The sequence below is a fragment of the Fictibacillus sp. 23RED33 genome (assembly GCF_015903925.1).
Taxonomy (GTDB): Bacteria; Bacillota; Bacilli; order Bacillales; family Fictibacillaceae; genus Fictibacillus; species Fictibacillus phosphorivorans.
The window spans coordinates 176,440-193,210 of the sequence record NZ_JACZDX010000001.1; the positions used below are offsets into that span (position 1 = coordinate 176,440).

The 16,771-nt window shown below is 40.5% G+C and carries 18 protein-coding genes; 12 read left to right on the forward strand and 6 right to left on the reverse strand.

Annotation, left to right across the window (positions count from 1 at the left end; all coding sequences use genetic code 11):
- The first annotated feature begins 4 nt into the window (after positions 1–4).
- The 10 genes from pdhA (at position 5) to IHV09_RS01010 (ending at position 9,623) form a co-directional block, all read left to right on the forward strand.
- Positions 5–1,069 (forward strand): pyruvate dehydrogenase (acetyl-transferring) E1 component subunit alpha, encoded by a 1,065-nt coding sequence (pdhA, locus tag IHV09_RS00970; RefSeq protein ID WP_197126911.1) that lies wholly within the window; start codon positions 5–7, stop codon positions 1,067–1,069.
- A complete protein-coding gene (locus IHV09_RS00975; RefSeq protein ID WP_197126912.1) occupies positions 1,069–2,064 on the forward strand; it encodes an alpha-ketoacid dehydrogenase subunit beta in 996 nt (331 codons plus the stop codon). The genes pdhA and IHV09_RS00975 overlap by 1 nt, the downstream gene beginning before the upstream one ends.
- A 13-nt stretch (positions 2,065–2,077) precedes the next feature.
- Positions 2,078–3,355, forward strand: coding sequence for a dihydrolipoamide acetyltransferase family protein (locus IHV09_RS00980; protein WP_197263405.1), 1,278 nt, complete (start codon positions 2,078–2,080; stop codon positions 3,353–3,355).
- Positions 3,356–4,789 (forward strand): dihydrolipoyl dehydrogenase, encoded by a 1,434-nt coding sequence (gene lpdA, locus IHV09_RS00985; protein WP_197263406.1) that lies wholly within the window; start codon positions 3,356–3,358, stop codon positions 4,787–4,789.
- A 439-nt stretch (positions 4,790–5,228) separates the two neighbouring features.
- Positions 5,229–6,293: an undecaprenyldiphospho-muramoylpentapeptide beta-N-acetylglucosaminyltransferase gene (locus IHV09_RS00990; RefSeq protein WP_197263407.1), complete on the forward strand. Its 1,065-nt coding sequence runs from the start codon at positions 5,229–5,231 to the stop codon at positions 6,291–6,293.
- Between the two features lie 81 nt (positions 6,294–6,374).
- Positions 6,375–7,100, forward strand: coding sequence for an AzlC family ABC transporter permease (locus IHV09_RS00995; protein WP_370568916.1), 726 nt, complete (start codon positions 6,375–6,377; stop codon positions 7,098–7,100).
- Entirely contained in the window at positions 7,093–7,398 is a 306-nt protein-coding gene (locus IHV09_RS01000) for an AzlD domain-containing protein (RefSeq protein WP_197126916.1), read from the forward strand. Before IHV09_RS00995 ends, IHV09_RS01000 begins: the two co-directional genes overlap by 8 nt.
- Before the next feature lie 96 nt (positions 7,399–7,494).
- Entirely contained in the window at positions 7,495–7,626 is a 132-nt protein-coding gene (locus IHV09_RS22580) for a hypothetical protein (RefSeq protein ID WP_255520061.1), read from the forward strand.
- A 128-nt stretch (positions 7,627–7,754) separates the two neighbouring features.
- Entirely contained in the window at positions 7,755–8,615 is an 861-nt protein-coding gene (locus tag IHV09_RS01005) for a Cof-type HAD-IIB family hydrolase (protein ID WP_197263408.1), read from the forward strand.
- A gap of 150 nt (positions 8,616–8,765) precedes the next feature.
- Positions 8,766–9,623, forward strand: coding sequence for a glycerophosphodiester phosphodiesterase (locus IHV09_RS01010; protein ID WP_197263409.1), 858 nt, complete (start codon positions 8,766–8,768; stop codon positions 9,621–9,623).
- Positions 9,624–9,648: 25 nt separating this feature from the next.
- Here IHV09_RS01010 and IHV09_RS01015 read toward each other — a convergent pair whose 3' ends face one another.
- The 4 genes from IHV09_RS01015 to IHV09_RS01030 form a co-directional block, all read right to left on the reverse strand.
- Complete coding sequence (locus tag IHV09_RS01015; protein WP_197126919.1) at positions 9,649–10,341, reverse strand: YetF domain-containing protein; 693 nt, start codon at positions 10,339–10,341, stop codon at positions 9,649–9,651.
- 91 nt (positions 10,342–10,432) lie between these two features.
- Positions 10,433–11,482, reverse strand: a complete 1,050-nt coding sequence (locus IHV09_RS01020; RefSeq protein ID WP_197190783.1) for an ABC transporter permease subunit — start codon at positions 11,480–11,482, stop codon at positions 10,433–10,435.
- Positions 11,472–12,356 (reverse strand): ABC transporter ATP-binding protein, encoded by an 885-nt coding sequence (locus tag IHV09_RS01025; RefSeq protein ID WP_197263410.1) that lies wholly within the window; start codon positions 12,354–12,356, stop codon positions 11,472–11,474. Before IHV09_RS01025 ends, IHV09_RS01020 begins: the two co-directional genes overlap by 11 nt.
- Complete coding sequence (locus tag IHV09_RS01030) at positions 12,340–12,744, reverse strand: GntR family transcriptional regulator (protein ID WP_197263411.1); 405 nt, start codon at positions 12,742–12,744, stop codon at positions 12,340–12,342. The genes IHV09_RS01025 and IHV09_RS01030 overlap by 17 nt, the downstream gene beginning before the upstream one ends.
- Positions 12,745–12,887: 143 nt before the next feature.
- On the opposite strand from IHV09_RS01030, the gene IHV09_RS01035 reads away from it, so the two are divergent.
- A complete protein-coding gene (locus tag IHV09_RS01035; protein WP_197263412.1) occupies positions 12,888–13,715 on the forward strand; it encodes an HAD family hydrolase in 828 nt (275 codons plus the stop codon).
- An 88-nt stretch (positions 13,716–13,803) separates the two neighbouring features.
- Positions 13,804–15,069, forward strand: a complete 1,266-nt coding sequence (locus IHV09_RS01040) for a M48 family metallopeptidase (protein ID WP_231618093.1) — start codon at positions 13,804–13,806, stop codon at positions 15,067–15,069.
- Between the two features lie 128 nt (positions 15,070–15,197).
- Here IHV09_RS01040 and motB read toward each other — a convergent pair whose 3' ends face one another.
- Together motB and motA are read right to left on the reverse strand one after the other, a co-directional pair.
- Positions 15,198–15,971 (reverse strand): flagellar motor protein MotB, encoded by a 774-nt coding sequence (motB, locus tag IHV09_RS01045; protein ID WP_197126924.1) that lies wholly within the window; start codon positions 15,969–15,971, stop codon positions 15,198–15,200.
- On the reverse strand, positions 15,964–16,749 hold the full coding sequence (gene motA / locus IHV09_RS01050) for a flagellar motor stator protein MotA (RefSeq protein ID WP_197126925.1): 786 nt from the start codon (positions 16,747–16,749) through the stop codon (positions 15,964–15,966). Before motA ends, motB begins: the two co-directional genes overlap by 8 nt.
- Positions 16,750–16,771: the final 22 nt, after the last annotated feature.

Sequence of the window (16,771 nt, forward strand, 5' to 3'; positions counted from 1 at the left end):
ATCTATGGAAAAGTTATTTCCAAAAATGCAGATCATTAACGAGAACGGCGAGTGGAATGATGAAACATACCGCGGGGAGATCACAGAGGAACTAACGAAAGAACTTTACACGAAGATGCTTCGTTCGAGGCTTTTTGACCGTAAAGGGGTAAACCTGCAGCGTCAAGGACGAATCGGTACGTACGTTCCTTTCGAAGGGCAAGAAGCGTCACAGATCGGAAGCGCGATGGCGATGGGTGAAGGCGATTGGATGTTTCCAACTTATCGTGATCATGCGGCAACGATGACATTTGGTCATTCTCTAAAAACTCTCTTTCTTTATTGGAAAGGTCGCCAAGAAGGTTGTATTCCTCCAGAAGGGAAGAATATTTTCCCTCCAGCCGTACCGATCGCATCACAGCTTCTTCATGCAACTGGAGCAGCTTGGGCTGAAAAGTTAAAAGGTACAGATCGTGCATCAATCGTTTATTTCGGAGACGGTGCAACATCAGAAGGTGATTTTCACGAAGGCCTAAACTTTGCCAGTGTGTTCAACGCTCCTGTTGTTTTCTTTAATCAAAATAATGGGTTTGCCATTTCTGTACCGATCGAAAAGCAGATGAAAAGTAAAACGATCGCTCAAAAAGCAGTAGCGTACGAGATGGAAGGCGTTCGATTAGATGGAAATGATGTGTTCGCTGTATATTTCCACACACGTACAGCAGTCGAGCGTGCAAGAAAAGGAGAAGGACCAACGTTGATTGAAGCTGTAACGTGGCGTTATGGGGCACATACAACAGCAGATGATCCTTCCAAATACAGAAACCAAGAAGAGTCTGTGAATCGCCGTGAAACGACAGATCCGATTCTTAGACTAGAGCGATTTATGAAAAACGAAAACATGTGGGATGAGAAATGGGCAACTGATCTTCAAGAAACGCTTACACTTGAGATCGAAGCAGCAGTAAAAGAGATGGAAGAAGCTCAAGCACCACATTATAACGATGTGTTTGATCATGTGTTTGCAGAGAATCCTTGGCCGATCGAAAGCCAAAAAGAAGCATACGCTCATTCAAGAGGTGATCGCTAATGACAACGCTAGTAGATACGAAAAAATTAACGATGGTTCAAGCTGTAACAGACGGTATGAGAGTGATGATGAAAGAGCACGAGAACGTTATCGTGCTTGGTGAAGATGTTGGACAGAACGGTGGTGTGTTCCGCGCAACAGATGGTCTAGTTGCTGAATTCGGAGAGAACCGAGTGATTGATACACCGCTTGCTGAATCAGGCATTATCGGTACGTCGATCGGACTTGCGATGAACGGTTTTAAACCGATCGCAGAGATGCAATTTCTTGGATTCATCTATCCCGCTTTCAATCAAATCATGACGCATGCGTCTCGCATCCGCGCGAGAACACTAGGACATTTTACAGTGCCAATGGTCATTCGTGCCCCATTTGGAGCAGGCGTTCGGGCACCGGAAATCCACTCTGATTCTGTCGAAGCATTGTTTACAGGAATGCCTGGAATGAAAGTTGTCGTTCCATCTAATCCATATGATGCAAAAGGAATGCTTGTTTCAGCGATTGAAGATCCTGATCCCGTCCTATTTCTAGAGCCGATGCGCTGTTACAGAAGTACAAAGATGGATGTACCAGAAGGAAAGTACAATGTTCCACTCGGGAAAGCTGCTCGGCTACAAGAGGGAAGCGATGTAACGATCTTTGCTTATGGCGCGATGATCGAAGTTGTAATGAAAGCTGCAAAATCTGCTGAAGAAAAAGGAATCAAGTGTGACGTGATCGATCTTCGTTCACTCTATCCGTTAGATAAAGAAATGATTGCAGAAAGTGTACAAAAAACGGGCCGTGCAGTCATTGTTCACGAAGCACCGGGAACGGGTGGACTTGGAGAAACAATCATGTCATTGATCAATGATACATCTTTCCTGTATATGAAAGCTCCAATTGAACGCGTAACAGGTTTTGATACTCCGGTTCCAATGTTTGCACTAGAAGATCACTACTTGCCAAGCGCAGATCGTGTTGTTCAAGCTATTAATAAAGTAACGCAATTTTAGGAGGTGAGTGTGAGTGGTAGAAGTAAAATTGCATGATATCGGAGAAGGAATGCATGAAGGAGAAGTTATACACTTTTTCGTAAAAGCAGGAGACTCCGTTAAAGTTGATCAGCCTTTAGTAGAGGTTCAAACGGATAAAGTAACCGCAGAACTACCATCCCCAGCAGCCGGAACGATAAAAGACATCAAGGTAAAAGAAGGAGATGTAGTGACTGTCGGATCTGTCATCTTAACGATTGATGCTGCCTTCGCGTCGTCTTCTCAAAATGCAGAAGAAGTTCCAGAATCTAATGATCAACCGGTCGTTGAAAAAATCGTTAAAGCACCGAGCCACACTACCTTTGCTGGCGGTATCGCAACACTGAACAAACGTGTTCTAGCTGCTCCTTATACGAGAAAAATTGCTCGAGAGAACGGTGTGGATATCGAACAGGTCAATGGCACTGGACCTGGGGGACGAGTGACTGACCAAGACGTTTATAACTATATGGATCAGCCTACTACAGCAGCAGAAACAGAGGAAACACCAGTTAGTTCTGTAGAAGAAAAAGCGACTACATCGACTCAAGTGTTTTCAACAAGTGACACGAAAGAAATTCCGTTTAAAGGTCGAAGGAAGCAGATCGCGAAGAAAATGGTTCAATCTCTTGCGACGATTCCGCATGTTACTCATTTTGAAGAGATCGACGTTACAGCTGTCATGGATCTGAAGAAACAGCTTAAAGCGATGGACCCTGACAACAAGCGTGGGATGAACGTGTCAGTTGCTGCGTTTTTCGTAAAAGCGATTCAAATTGCACTCAAGGACTTCCCTATTTTTAACGCGAAATTGGACGAAGAGAAAGAAGTGATTCGTCTTGAGAAGAACGTGAACATCGGAATTGCTACAGATTCTGATGAAGGGTTGATCGTACCGGTTATCTCTCATGTGGAACAGAGAAATGTAAGGGATATCGCGGTTGACATGAAAGACAAGATCACGCGTGCTAAGACAAACAAGTTGAAGGGTTCAGATATGACAGGCGGCACATTTACAATTTCTAATGTTGGACCGCTTGGATCGATCGCTGCGACACCGATCATCAATCACCCTGAAGTGGCACTTATGGCTTTTCATAAAACAAAGAAAACGCCTGTTGTGATCGGAGATGAGATCGTGATCCGTTCTATGATGAACGTATCTATGTCGTTTGACCACCGAGTTGCAGACGGTGCAACGGCTGTCATGTTCACGAACCGAGTAAAAGAACTCATCGAGAATCCTTACTTCATGACACTGGAGCTGATATAGATGGTTGTAGGTGATTTTGCAACAAAACGACAACTCGTTATTATCGGAGGCGGACCTGGTGGATACCATGCTGCAATTCGTGCGGCACAGCTTGGAATGGAAGTTACGCTGATCGAAAAAGAAAAGTTAGGCGGCGTTTGCCTTCATAAAGGATGTATTCCGTCAAAGAGCCTTACACAGTCTGCTTCTAACTTTTCAAGCCTTTCTCAGTTTAAAAACATGGGAATTTCAGTTTCAGAAGCAAGCTTTGAATATGATACATTCTCAAACTACTATGCTTCGGTTGTAACTGGACTTCAAAAGGGAGTAGAAGCCCTTATAAAAGCGAATAAAATTGAGCATTTAACGGGTACAGCATCTTTCATGTCCAGTGAGAGAATAGGCATTGACTATGGACATCATTTTGAGATGTACGAATTTGAGCACGCGCTTATCGCTACAGGAAGCTCACCATTGTTGCCAGAACAGGCCACGTTATCTAATAGATTGGTGACACCACACACGTTGTGGGAGTTGAGAGAGCTTCCTGAAAGTCTATTCATCTATGGTGATGATTACTTCGCGCTTGAAGCTGCTATGGCCTACAAGCAGCTTGGAAGTGATGTTACGATAGCTATTCCAAGTGATGGATTTGGTCTAGACGCGAGCATCGAAAAAGAACTGCAACGAGTCTTAAAGAAAAATAAGATAAAAGTATTTAAGAGTCATCTATGGGAAAGCGCAGAAGAGATGTCTGATTCAGTAACCGTAACGTTGATAAAAGACGGTGATGAAAAAGTTTCTGTTGAGACTTCTCATGTATTGTATGCCGCTGGCTATTCGCCGAATGTGGATAGTCTAGGACTAGAAGCGATTTCGATCGAACGTGACGAGAATGGTTTTATTATCATAAACGAACATAGCCAAAGTTCTGTTTCTAACATTTACGCAGCTGGTGACTGTACGATTGGGATGAAGTTAGCATCAAAAGCGATCAAGCAAGGAAAGACGGCAGCTGAACATATGACTGGATTACAGTCTATGTTTAATTTAAGCCTAGTTCCTTATGTTGTTCATACGAATCCCCCGATTGCTTCAGTAGGTATGACTGAAGAGCAAACACGAGCTGAAGGCTATGAAGTGAAGACGGGTCAGTTCTCTATGAGCGGCAATGGCTTTGCATCTATTCTTGGTCAAAAAGAAGGTTTGTCTAAAATTGTGATTGATTCAAAGAGCGATGTTGTGCTTGGTATTCATATGATGGGAGCTGGAGCTGCCGAAATGATTCAAGCTGGAACGTTTGCACTAGAGATGGTAGCACGTGAAGAAGACTTATCGTACCCAGTTTATGCGCATCCAGCTTTAAACGAAGCATGGCTTGAAGCGATTGAAAGTGTGAGTGGAAAAGCAATTCATGTACCGCCTGCTCGCAAAAAAGAAAAAAGTTCAGTATGAATGATGAATGATGATGTTAAAAAACGGTCTTGTAGGCCGTTTTTTTGTTGAGGGTATATCGCGTCTAGAGTTTGTCGAGTTCTGTCTTCTCGCCGATATATAGGTAAAACTCGCCGAATTATCGCCAAACTCGCCGGAATAAGTCCGGAATTTCTAGAATTAATTACTAAATTTCTAGAATTAAACACATTTATACCCCTATGGGTATCAGCGGGAACTTCTTTCGATGAGCTATATGACGTTTATATAGGCTACCCTTGAACTAAAATTACTAAAACTTTCATCCATAACCGAAAGAAACGTGAAATTCAATCAGAATAAACAAACAATTATCACTCACATGCCATTTTCTTTTTTGGGCTACATATATTAAAATGGCGATAAGATAACATCCGCTATAGGAAAGCACGGCGGATATAAAAGAAGTGAGGAATGCTGTTTGAAGAAGTTAGTTTTAACTGGCGGTGGTTCAGCTGGACACGTAACGCCGCATCTTGCCTTAATACCTAAATTAGAGAAGATGGGATGGGACTTGAATTATATCGGTTCTGTTGATGGTATAGAGAAAAGTTTGATCCAAGATGGAACGAACGTGCCCTATCACGGCATATCAAGTGGGAAATTGCGTCGTTATTTTGACTTGAAAAATATAAAAGATCCTTTTAAAGTGGCAGCGGGTGTTGCACAAGCTTATTTTAAGCTCGGAAAAATAAAACCAGATGCTGTCTTTTCAAAAGGTGGTTTTGTGGCTGTACCTGTAGTTATCGCCGCATGGATGCGTAAGATTCCTGTTTACATCCATGAATCAGATATTACCCCAGGTCTGGCTAACAAAATCTCATCTAAATTTGCTTCAAAAATCTTCGTTACGTTTGATGAAGCGAAGAAACATTTTGCTGCCGGGCAAGCGATCGTAACAGGTTCACCGATTCGTGATGAACTGCTTCAAGGATCAAGAGAGAAAGGTTTGTCCTTCTTAGGCTTCCGAAGCCATCTGCCTGTACTAACAATCATGGGTGGTAGCTTGGGTGCGCGGAAGATCAATGAAGCTCTACGTGAAGCACTGCCTGAATTGTTACGCTCTTATCAGATCGTACACATCTGCGGAAAAGGCAACATGGATGAAAGTTTGGATAATACAGAAGGCTACAGACAGTTCGAGTATATTCAAAGTGAACTTCCAGACGTGGTTGCTGCAACAGACTTTGTGATTTCTCGTGCTGGATCGAACAGTATTTTTGAATGGCTGACGCTCAAGATTCCGATGCTGCTCATCCCGCTTTCAAGAGCGGCGAGCAGAGGGGATCAGATCCTTAATGCTCAATCCTTTGAAAAACAAGGCTATTGCCACGTCCTTTATGAAGAAGAACTAACAAAGGTGACATTGATCTCCTCTTTAAAAGATCTTAAGGCTGATCAAGAGCAGATAAAAAAAAGCATGGAAACATTTAAAGCTTCTGATAGCGTAGACCTTATTCTTCGCACTATTACAGGACAGAAGTAATGATAAGGGGTCTGTCCCGGGGACAGACCCCTTACAATTTATTCACCATTCACATCTTACAAAAACGGAGATGAAAAAGAGATGATGCCAAGCCCTGCCGTACATAGAGAAGAAACACCTGCATACTGGAAAAAGGGTGTTCAAGCTGGTTTGCCGATCGCGATTGGTTATATGCCAGTTGCATTTACATTTGGTCTGCTCGCTAAAGCTGCAGAGTTAAGTCTATTTGAAACGATAGGGATGAGTGTTATCGTGTTTGCTGGTGCTTCGCAATATATCGCCTTATCGATGATTGTTGCACTAAGTGGGGCTGCAGAACTAATCCTAACTACTTTCATCATGAACATCAGGCATCTTCTTATGAGTGCTTCTCTAAAGGAACGTGCTGAGGATGAACCTAAATGGCTGCGTGCGATCTACGCTTTTTTTATAACGGATGAAACTTTTTCTGTTGCTGCAACCTCAACCGAAAAAAAGATTACGGGAAGCTACCTGCTTGGATTAGGGCTCGTTGCATACAGCTGCTGGGTGATTTTTTCAGGAGTCGGTTATGTGATGGGGTCGGGACTTCCTCAATCGCTGCAGGACAGTATGGGGATCGCGCTTTATGCGATGTTTATCGCACTACTCGTACCTGCTGCCAAAAAGAGCAAGAAAGTAATTGCTCTTGCGGCTAGTGCAGGAGTATTAAATTCGATTTTCTCACTTGTCCCAACTTTAAACGGCGGATGGGGAATCATTTTATCCACATTGATAGCAGCAGTCTCAATTGAGTTTTTTATGAAAGGGGATGAGGGAGATGAGTGATCAATTCATATGGGTAATTGTCGGAATGGGAATCGTAACCTATATTCCAAGGATGTTGCCGCTCGTTCTCTTTCATACGAATCATCTACATCCAAGAGTGCAAGGAATATTGAAGAACGTTCCTTTTGCTATATTGGGGGCTCTCATTTTTCCTGGTGTGCTAACAATAAATCCAGAAAATTATCTATATGGATTCATCGGCGCTAGTGCAGCATTCATCGCCGCTTGGTTGAACTTAAATGTAATCGTGGTCGTGCTATCTTCTATCCTCGTTTTGTACGGTTATACGTTCTTGTAGGATATTGTCATAATTTACTTTGTAAATATTACACCTTATGAATTGATTTGTTGATAAGGTGGGCGTATAATCACAATTAAAAGGAGGAGATACAAGATGCCTCATTTAGTTCGTTTTGTACTAATTGGTTTGTTTTCCGTTTCAGCTTTATCTGTACTCTCTTTTCAAGCCGTTGAGATTTTTCATGCTGTAACGGACGTTGTACAATCTTTTATCTATAAAGATTAATAATTTGTAAAATCGGAGAGCTATCTATAGCTCTTTTTTTTGTTACCTGATAAGCTTCAAATAATGATTAACAAGCTTTCAATTATGGGTACACTTACTAATGGACTAAGCAATAAAGGATGATTTAGATGAAATTAATCGCAATTGATATGGATGGAACTTTAGTTAACCGACAGTTAAAAGTTACAAAAGAGAACAGCGAAACCATTAAGGAAGCTGTAAACGATGGCCATCATGTTGTCATCGCAACAGGCCGTTCTTATGATGAAGCAAAACACACGCTAGAAGATGCTGATCTTCATCTACCGCTTATTTGTGTAAATGGTGCAGAGATTCGATCAGAAGGGTGGGAGATCCTTTCTTCAATTCCTTTAAAGTTTGAGCAGTACGAGGATATTAAAAAGATTTTAGACGAAGAAGATATTTATTATGAGCTCTACACGAGCAAAGGAACGTTTACAGATGATCGTGAAAAAGCATACGAAGTGATGAAAGATATCGTATTAACTTCCAATCCAGAAGCAACAGATGACGACGTTCAAAAAGCAGCTCTTCGACGTTTTCGCTTAGGATTAGTAAGTGTAGTGGGAGATTTTGATAAACTATTGAGTGAGAATGGTATTGAGGTATATAAGTTCCTTGCTTTTTCTGCAGATACTGCGAAACTCCAACGTGCTTTTCAGCATTTAAAAAGTGTTGAATCTCTTGCTGTCAGTGCTTCTGCTGATAACAACTTAGAGATTACAAACAGTGAAGCACAAAAAGGTGTGGCTGTTAAAAGATACGCTGAACTCAAAGGAATCTCGTTAACAGACACGATGGCAATCGGTGATAACTACAACGATGTTTCCATGTTAGAAGTGGCAGGTTTTCCTGTAGCGATGGGAAATGCTGTGGATGAGGTAAAAGAGATGGCCGCATTTGTTACGAAAGAAAATGATGAGAGTGGTGTCTCGTTTGCCATCAAGAAATTCTTAGAACAAAAATAAGCACTTACAAAAGCTGGTTCGAACATTTCGAACCAGCTTTTTTGTATACAAAAACTTCACATGTGATTTACAGAAATGCAAAAGCATGTTCATATTTCCTTGTTACAGTGACAAAGTAGTTCACTTACAACAAAGGGAGAGTGCAGCATCATGAAGAATATATTTAAAATGGGTGTAGGAGCTTTAGCATTAAGTCTGACATTTATAGGGGCTGATTTTTCTGTGGTTGATGCAAAAGAAAAACATAAAGACATCTTAAATGTTGCGCATCGAGGAGCTTCTGGTTATGCTCCAGAACACACGATTACTTCTTATAAGATGGGTGAAAAAATGCATGGAGATTACATTGAAGTCGATCTTCAGATGACTAGAGATGGTGAGTTAATCGCAATGCATGATGAGACACTGGATCGTACAACAAACGGCACAGGACAAGTAAAAGATTTTACTCTAAAAGAAATCAAGCAGCTTGATGCAGGAAGCTGGTTTAATGAGAAATATCCAGAACAAGCAAAGGCAAAATACGAAGGTCTTCAAGTTCCGACATTGGAAGAAGTCTTTCAAACCTTTGGCAAGAATGCGAACTATTATATTGAAACAAAATCACCTGAAGTTTATCCGGGTATGGAACAAAAGCTTCTTGATGTAGTTAATGATTATGGAATTAACAAAGATAAGCTGTTGGTTCAATCGTTCAGCTCTGAAAGCTTGTTGAAGATGAACGAGATCGATCCATCCGTGAAACTTGTTCAGCTTTTAGAGTATACAACTCCTGCTGATTTAACGGATAGAGAAGTGCAATCAATCAAGAAATATGCGATGGGAATCGGGCCGAACAGCGATATGATCGACCGCGAGTATGTTCAGAAAGCCGTTCAGAATGGTCTAGAGATCCATCCGTATACTGTAAATGAAAAAGAAGAGATGCAGAAACTGATCGATTGGGGTGTAACAGGTATTTTCACCAACTTCCCAGATCTTCTGCATGAAGTGAAAAAAGGGAAATAAGGAAGGAAAGCAGCTGATATAGATCTCAGTTGCTTTTTTCTTTTTTTACAAAAAAGACGTCGCCATCGTCCTGAAGCTGTGCGAAGAAGACCTCTTTAACATCTTGATAGCCCGCACTCTTCAATTGCTGATCCAACCAATCGTCTGACAAACTGTATTCCTTAAAAGGCTGATCTATTTTCTCACCGTTAGAGATTAGCATTGTGGGCAAATATTGAGGAGCATCTGGTGGAATATTTAGATCTTCTTTTGTGACAGAATCTTTGAGTGGCTTCTTTAACACACTTAGTTGTCCGTTAGGCTCCATGACAGCATATTCTACTTCAGTAATATCAAAGACCGCACTGATCCTGAGCAGCATCAATAAGTCATCCATAGACATCTGCATCCGCTTCAGCTCTTTTTGCATAATCTGCCCTTTTTTTATAACGATCGTCGGCTGACTCTTCGTGAGTTTTGTGAGTAGGGGAGAATGTCTGTTGAGAAATTCTATACCGAACACGGCTAACGCCCAAAAGCTAAGAGACGCCAAACTCTCCCAAACCGTGATCTCTTTGTGGACAACCATATCTCCGATGATATTACCCATTGCGATGCCTGTTGCATAGTTAAAAAAAGTAAGTTCACCAAGTTGTTTTTTTCCGAGTAACCTCATGAGCATCAACAAAAAGGCAAAGCCTAGAACCGTTCTATAGATCGTGATTAAGATTCCATCCATCGTCATCCCTCATTTACATGTGCTGTTATCAGGATGCCCAAACAAAAATAAGGCAAACAAAAAAGAGCGAACATGTTGTCCGCTCTTCTCTTTATTTGCCAAACTGCATACGGAAATGAATTAATTTTTTCAACATAAAGAATGCTAAAACCCCGCCTATCGTTGCAGATAGGTAATAGCCAATAAGCGATCTGGAATCGTAGTCGCCAAATATACCGCCACCTAACATTCCGAACGTTAGAGCAAAGCACAATACAACGCCAAAGGTGAAGAATCCTCTACCTTTTTCAAAAACAAGTAATCTACCGTTGTTTTCGTTCTTAGTTCTGCTAAAGAGCCACGTTCCAAAAGCTACGGATAGAATCGTATAAGCCAGTGGAATCAGTAACATGACATATGGTATATGTGAGAAATCAGTAAAAGAATTATCTGAGAGATCTATATAATAACGAAATTCTATAATAGGAATTGGCAGTGTGAAACTGTTGATCAAATCGTTAAATAATACAGTAGATGGTGCATTATGATTGATAGAAATCCCGTGATATTCTAAAAATGAAACTATAAGAGATATAAAACCGAGTGGAAAGAATAAAAAGATCCCACTCAATACTAGTTGAGAAATTAAATTTCCTGCAATCGTTCCAATAAAAAGACTAAAAGAGAAAATAGCGATCGAGAACGGAATAACCACCATCATGAATTTCAAAAGAAATGCAGCATCTGTTACTTCTGAAAGAATCGTAAACTTTACAATTAGCATACATAATAGCAAATTGATTAACAGACCTGTTATGATATGACCTACTCCAAAAATCCATTTTGATAGAAAGATATCTTTACGTTTAAAAGGGAGTGAGAACGTTAGGTCAGTCGCATGAGTCGTTCTTTCACTGCCGACTAGAAGAGCAGCTAATCCTACGATTAAAAATAAGAAAACTACGATATCTGCACCAGTAAAATGAAAGTTCATGTAATAGTTTTCAGGTGCATCCGCATAAGGATCATTTTTTTGAGTTAACATGGTTTGGGCTTTTCCAAAGAAAGAATACGGTAAAAACAAGAACAATGAAATATAGATCCCCCATACGGCAGGGCTTCCTAGTTTTTGGTTCCTCATCCACAATGCTTTATGAAACATGTGATTCACCTCCAAGTGTTGAAATGAAAATATCTTCGAGAGTCATAGGTAGTTCTTCTAACAATAGCGGATTTTCTCCGTTCATCTTTTGGAGTGTCGCTTCAATGTTTCCTTTGATCATCAATGTATAGACACGTCCTGTTTGATTTAAGATGTTCACGTTGTTCAATTGCTCGATCTTTTCAGGCAGAGAGTGTTTGTAAACCACTTGAACTTTACGGAACGATGATTTTGCATCCTCGATAGAGGTTGTGGATTCAATTCGTCCTTCTTTAATCATGATAAGAACATCTGCCATCTTCTCTACTTCCTCTAAATGATGAGTAGAGATAAGAACGCATAGCTGTCGCTCACTCACTTCTTCAATAATAAATTGCAAGATGTTTCTTTTTACGATAGGGTCAAGTCCGTTTGTTGGTTCATCTAAAATGATAAGATCCGATTTCGTTGAAAAAGAAAGGATCATTAAGAACAGCGCCTTCATGCCTTTGGAATATGTTCTGATTTTTTTATTTTTAGGAAGTTTAAAGCGGTCTAGAAGAGAGTAGAAGTATACAACATCAAAATCTTCATAAATTGCATCATATAGCTTTACGATTTCTTTAACGCTATAACTCTTTAAAATCTCAGTCGAATCTGGAACATAAGTAATCTTTTGTTTAATCTCAGGATTTTGATGAATATCTGTGTTATTAAAGAACACTTCACCTTCATCCGGATCTAATATGCCTGCGATTACGCGAAGTAGCGTAGACTTTCCAACACCATTTCTTCCGACTAAACCTGCAATCGTACCTGGTTCCAGTGTGATGTTCACATGGTCTAACACTTGAGAACCCTCTATCGTTTTACTAATATTATTCACTTTCAGCATGACTGTTTTTACCCCCAAGCTCTTCTGAAAAGTTTTTCAACCACTTTGATAATGTTTGGTGATCGATACCAAGATAGGAAGCGTTAATAATTAGCTGCTTCAGCTGTTGTTTGAGTTCTGTTGTCTTCTGATCATCTGCTTTAGGAATAATAGAAGCGGAAACAAACGTGCCTTTTCCTCGCAATGTCTCAATGATGCCTTGGCGTTCTAACTCTTGATAAGCTTTACTCACTGTATTTGGATTGATCAGTAATGTTCCTGATAGTTCGCGTACCGAAGGCAATTTTTCTTCTGGCAACAAAATTTCTCGCAAGATCAGTTCCTTGATCTGATGAACAACTTGTTCCCATATCGGTGTATTGCTTCGGGGATCTAAATTCAATATCATGTTATCCCACCTTTATATACTATATGTGTGTATTACTGTGTATAGTACACTTATAACATACAAGATTAGTAAATTTATGTCAACGTACTTTTCTTTACTTTTTTTGATTAGGATTACTACAATGAAAGAAGGAGGGATGAGACGTGAAATCGATTATTGATGATGCGAAGTTGCTTATTTTTGATCTGGACGGAACGCTATATGAAGATACAGACCATTTCGATTATTACTGTAGATTGTTACAAAAAAGGGTGTCTGATGAGAAAAAGAAAGCCTTTTGGGATACATATGAAAGTATGAAGAAGGGGACACACCCTGTTGCAATCGGTAAAGTGTATGATATTAAAAATGATGCAAGTGTTACCGTCGATCCAATGACACTGCAAGTAACAAAAGTAACATCCTTTGATGGGGTTGAGTGGTCAGAGGACAAAGTGAAAGCAGAATTTTCGGGTGAGCTTGTATATGACTTTGAAAGATTGATCGCGATCGGTGATGGATGGTGGCTGCCGTATGCTACAGCTATGCATTTCGGTGTGAAGCAAGCAGATACGTGGGAATGCTATAACGCTACAAAAGAGTACATGGTAACCGATCAGTTCCAGCTATCGAAAACACCAGGTCTTCAACAGGCTTTGAAACTTTTCAAGGAAAAGAAAAAGGTAGTCCTTTTAACGAACAGTGAAAGAGAAGATGTAAAACGCTTGTTAACTGAGTTGGAGCTAGATGGAATGTTCCATGCTCTCTATACCGAGAGTGAAAAACCGTTGAAGACGAAAGAAAAGCTCCAGACGATATTGAATGAATATGGTATAAAGCCTCATGAAGCAGTATCAATCGGTGATAATTTTATAAATGAAATCGCACCTGCACTTCTTATGGGATTAAAAGCGGTTTACATTCAGCCGAATTCTATAGAAGTAGATCATGAAAACCTTCATATTGTCTCGACCCTTGCAAATGCTCTTTAAGATTTTACAAAGTATTTTATGAAAGCTTGTTCTAATTTGGACAATTCGCCCTACACTTTATAGTAGGTAATAAAGGGGGGCGCATGCTTTGAAAAAATCGTTACTTTTTGTGATCGGCTTTGCTATATACGCGGGTTTGATGTGGTTCTATCTGTTTCAAGGAGCAGACGCAAACTTGCCTGTGCATCTGAAGGGCTCTGCTGCGGATCCAGCAGTCTTTATGACAGACCGTGAACTGGAACTTAGCACTGATTTTTCAAGAATAAAGGATTTTATCTACTTCATATCTGTGCCGCTCGAGTGGTTGATCTATCTGTTTGTTCTAGGATTCGGATTATCAAGATGGTTCCGAAAAGCATCTAGCGGTTTAACAAGGTTCTCTATTGTTCACACTGGAATCTACGTGCTTTTGCTTTCGTTTGCTAGCTGGGTGTTAACATTCCCACTACGCTACTACAGTTTTACCGTTTCCAAAAGCTTTAATATATCTGTTCAATCTTTTCACAGCTGGATGAGAGATGGATTAGTGGATTTCTGGATCAACTGGCTATTAACAACTGTGATGGTTGCTGTTATGTATTGGCTGATCAAAAAATATGAAAAAAGATGGTGGCTGTACGCTTGGCTGCTTTCCGTTCCGTTTACTTTGTTTCTCTACTTCATCCAGCCCGTTGTAATCGATCCGTTGTATAACAAGTTCTATCCGCTGCAGGATGAAGTGTTAAAGGGTAAAATTCTAGATATTGCGGAAAGAGCGGACATTCCGGCAGAAAATGTTTATGAAGTGAACATGTCTGAAAAAACAAATGCATTAAATGCGTATGTTAACGGAATCGGATCAAATCTACGGATCGTCCTATGGGATACAACACTTAATAAATTGAGTGATAACCAAGTTCTGTTTGTAATGGCCCATGAGATCGGACATTATGTGATGAACCATCTGTATTGGAACTTGATTTCATCAGTGGTTCTCTCATTCTTAGGATTATGGCTCGGAAATATGATCTATCGAAAATGGATAGAGAAGTACGGCAAGACATGGGGAATAAAGGGAGTAGGAGATCTAGCGGCACTTCCTGCATTGCTATTGATCTTTTCGTTATTGAGCTTTGCCGTATCTCCACTGGAGAATGCGGTCTCAAGAAAAGCAGAGCGGGACGCTGATCTGTATGCGATTCAGATGACAAACAACCCGAAAGCAGCAGTAGGGGCATTTCAAGAGCTTGCGACCGTTTCTTTAAGTGAAGTAAACCCACCAAAAATCGTAAAATGGTTTTTATACGGTCATCCGACCATGCTCGAGCGTATTCATTTCTTAGATAGCTATAAAACGAGTAAAAAGATGGAATAAAAATAAAAACTGGCTTCTTTGATAGTGGAAATGCCACTTCAAGAAGCCAGTTTTTTTGTGAATTTATGATCGATTCCCATCGCTTCTCCACATATTTTCTTACACCGCCACCGCATTATACGGCCAAATCACTGTACAGATTTCAAACTAACATTTGGCAGTACAAGTACTTCAACACGACGGTTTTTTGCTCGACCTTCTGGAGTTTTATTCTCTGACTTTGGACGATATTCTCCATAACCGCTTGCGCTGACTTGGTTCGGTTTCAATGAAGGATTCTCAAGCAGAACGCGCATAAAGTTAATCCCTCTTAACGCGCTGAGTTCCCAGTTTGATTGAAAGTTTGCCGTGCTGATCGGTACGTTATCTGTATGGCCCGCGATAACAATATTTCTTGGTGGCGTGGTAACGAGTAGATCAGATAATTTTTTGCCGATCTCTCTAGAACCAGGTTTTACAGTTGCGCTACCAGAATCGAATAAAGCATTATCTAAGATGGTGATCAATAAGCCGTTTTCTGTCAGCTTTGTTTGAAGACTAGAATCTAACTTGTTTGTTTGAATATAAGCATTGATCTTTTTTTCCATCTCTTCTAATTGTTCCAGTTCTTTCTTCGCTTCTTCAAGCCGTTCTTTTTCTTCTTTGGAAATGACTTCTTTTTGCGCATCAGGAATTGGTGTGGAGTCAGGAGAAGGGATCGGTACTTGTTCTTCCATTACGCCTGTGCCGCCTGTGAACTCATTTCGAAAAGCACTTGCCATCTGTTTAAACTTTTGAGCATCGATCTCACTCATGGCAAACAATACGATAAACAAAGCAAGTAAAAGCGTGAGCATGTCTGCATAAGGAATGAGCCAAGATTCATCCACATGTTCGTCATGATGCTTTTTCTTTTTAGCCAACTGAACCACCTGCTTTGTATTGATCGCGTTCGCTAGTTGGAATATACGTTAACAGCTTTTCTTCTAAAATTTTGGGGGATGTCCCATCTTGAATAGATAACAGCCCTTCAATCATAATCTCTTTGATCATGATTTCTTTCTTTGACTTTCGTTTTAACTTATTAGCGAAAGGATGCCACAACACATAGCCAGAAAAAATACCGAATAAAGTAGCGATAAAGGCTGCTGAAATGGCTTTTCCTAAAGCTGTGATGTCGGCCATGTTTCCTAGTGCCGCGACTAAACCTACTACTGCACCTAAGACACCGAGAGTTGGTGCATATGTACCCGCTTGAGTAAAGATGGTAGCGTTGCTTGCATGACGTTCTTCCATTGTTTCTAAGTCTTTCATTAAGACATCTTTAATAAATTCAGGAGGCTGTCCGTCAACGATCATCTTAATTCCTTGTTGAAGGAAAGGGTCATCCACTTCTTCTGCTTTCGGTTCTAATGCGAGCAGACCTTCTTTACGAGCGACCGTTGCCCATTCAATGAAAATCGTTACTAGATCCTTCATATCAATGAGCTTTTGTTCTTTGAATAAAATCTTGAAAAGAGCAGGGATTTTTTTGATCTCGTTCAATGGAAATGCAATGAGGATAGCTGCTGCAGTTCCGGCAAATATAATAAGCAATGCTGCTGGATTCAATAATGCTGTAGGACTTGCGCCTTTTAAAAACATCCCGACACCTACCGCAAGTATGCCTAGAATGACTCCGATTAATGTTGTGCGATCCATAATGATGTTCCTCACTTTATCT

Coding starts and splice junctions, on each gene's coding strand:
- lpdA (WP_197263406.1), top strand. CDS start 3,356: ATGGTTGTAGGTGATTTTGCAACAAAACGACAACTCGTTATTATCGGA.
- motA (WP_197126925.1), bottom strand. CDS start 16,749: ATGGATCGCACAACATTAATCGGAGTCATTCTAGGCATACTTGCGGTA.
- IHV09_RS00995 (WP_370568916.1), top strand. CDS start 6,375: ATGATGCCAAGCCCTGCCGTACATAGAGAAGAAACACCTGCATACTGG.
- IHV09_RS01025 (WP_197263410.1), bottom strand. CDS start 12,356: ATGCTGAAAGTGAATAATATTAGTAAAACGATAGAGGGTTCTCAAGTG.
- IHV09_RS22580 (WP_255520061.1), top strand. CDS start 7,495: ATGCCTCATTTAGTTCGTTTTGTACTAATTGGTTTGTTTTCCGTTTCA.
- IHV09_RS01000 (WP_197126916.1), top strand. CDS start 7,093: ATGAGTGATCAATTCATATGGGTAATTGTCGGAATGGGAATCGTAACC.
- pdhA (WP_197126911.1), top strand. CDS start 5: ATGGAAAAGTTATTTCCAAAAATGCAGATCATTAACGAGAACGGCGAG.
- IHV09_RS01010 (WP_197263409.1), top strand. CDS start 8,766: ATGAAGAATATATTTAAAATGGGTGTAGGAGCTTTAGCATTAAGTCTG.
- IHV09_RS01020 (WP_197190783.1), bottom strand. CDS start 11,482: ATGTTTCATAAAGCATTGTGGATGAGGAACCAAAAACTAGGAAGCCCT.
- IHV09_RS00975 (WP_197126912.1), top strand. CDS start 1,069: ATGACAACGCTAGTAGATACGAAAAAATTAACGATGGTTCAAGCTGTA.
- IHV09_RS01005 (WP_197263408.1), top strand. CDS start 7,755: ATGAAATTAATCGCAATTGATATGGATGGAACTTTAGTTAACCGACAG.
- IHV09_RS01015 (WP_197126919.1), bottom strand. CDS start 10,341: ATGGATGGAATCTTAATCACGATCTATAGAACGGTTCTAGGCTTTGCC.
- IHV09_RS01030 (WP_197263411.1), bottom strand. CDS start 12,744: ATGATATTGAATTTAGATCCCCGAAGCAATACACCGATATGGGAACAA.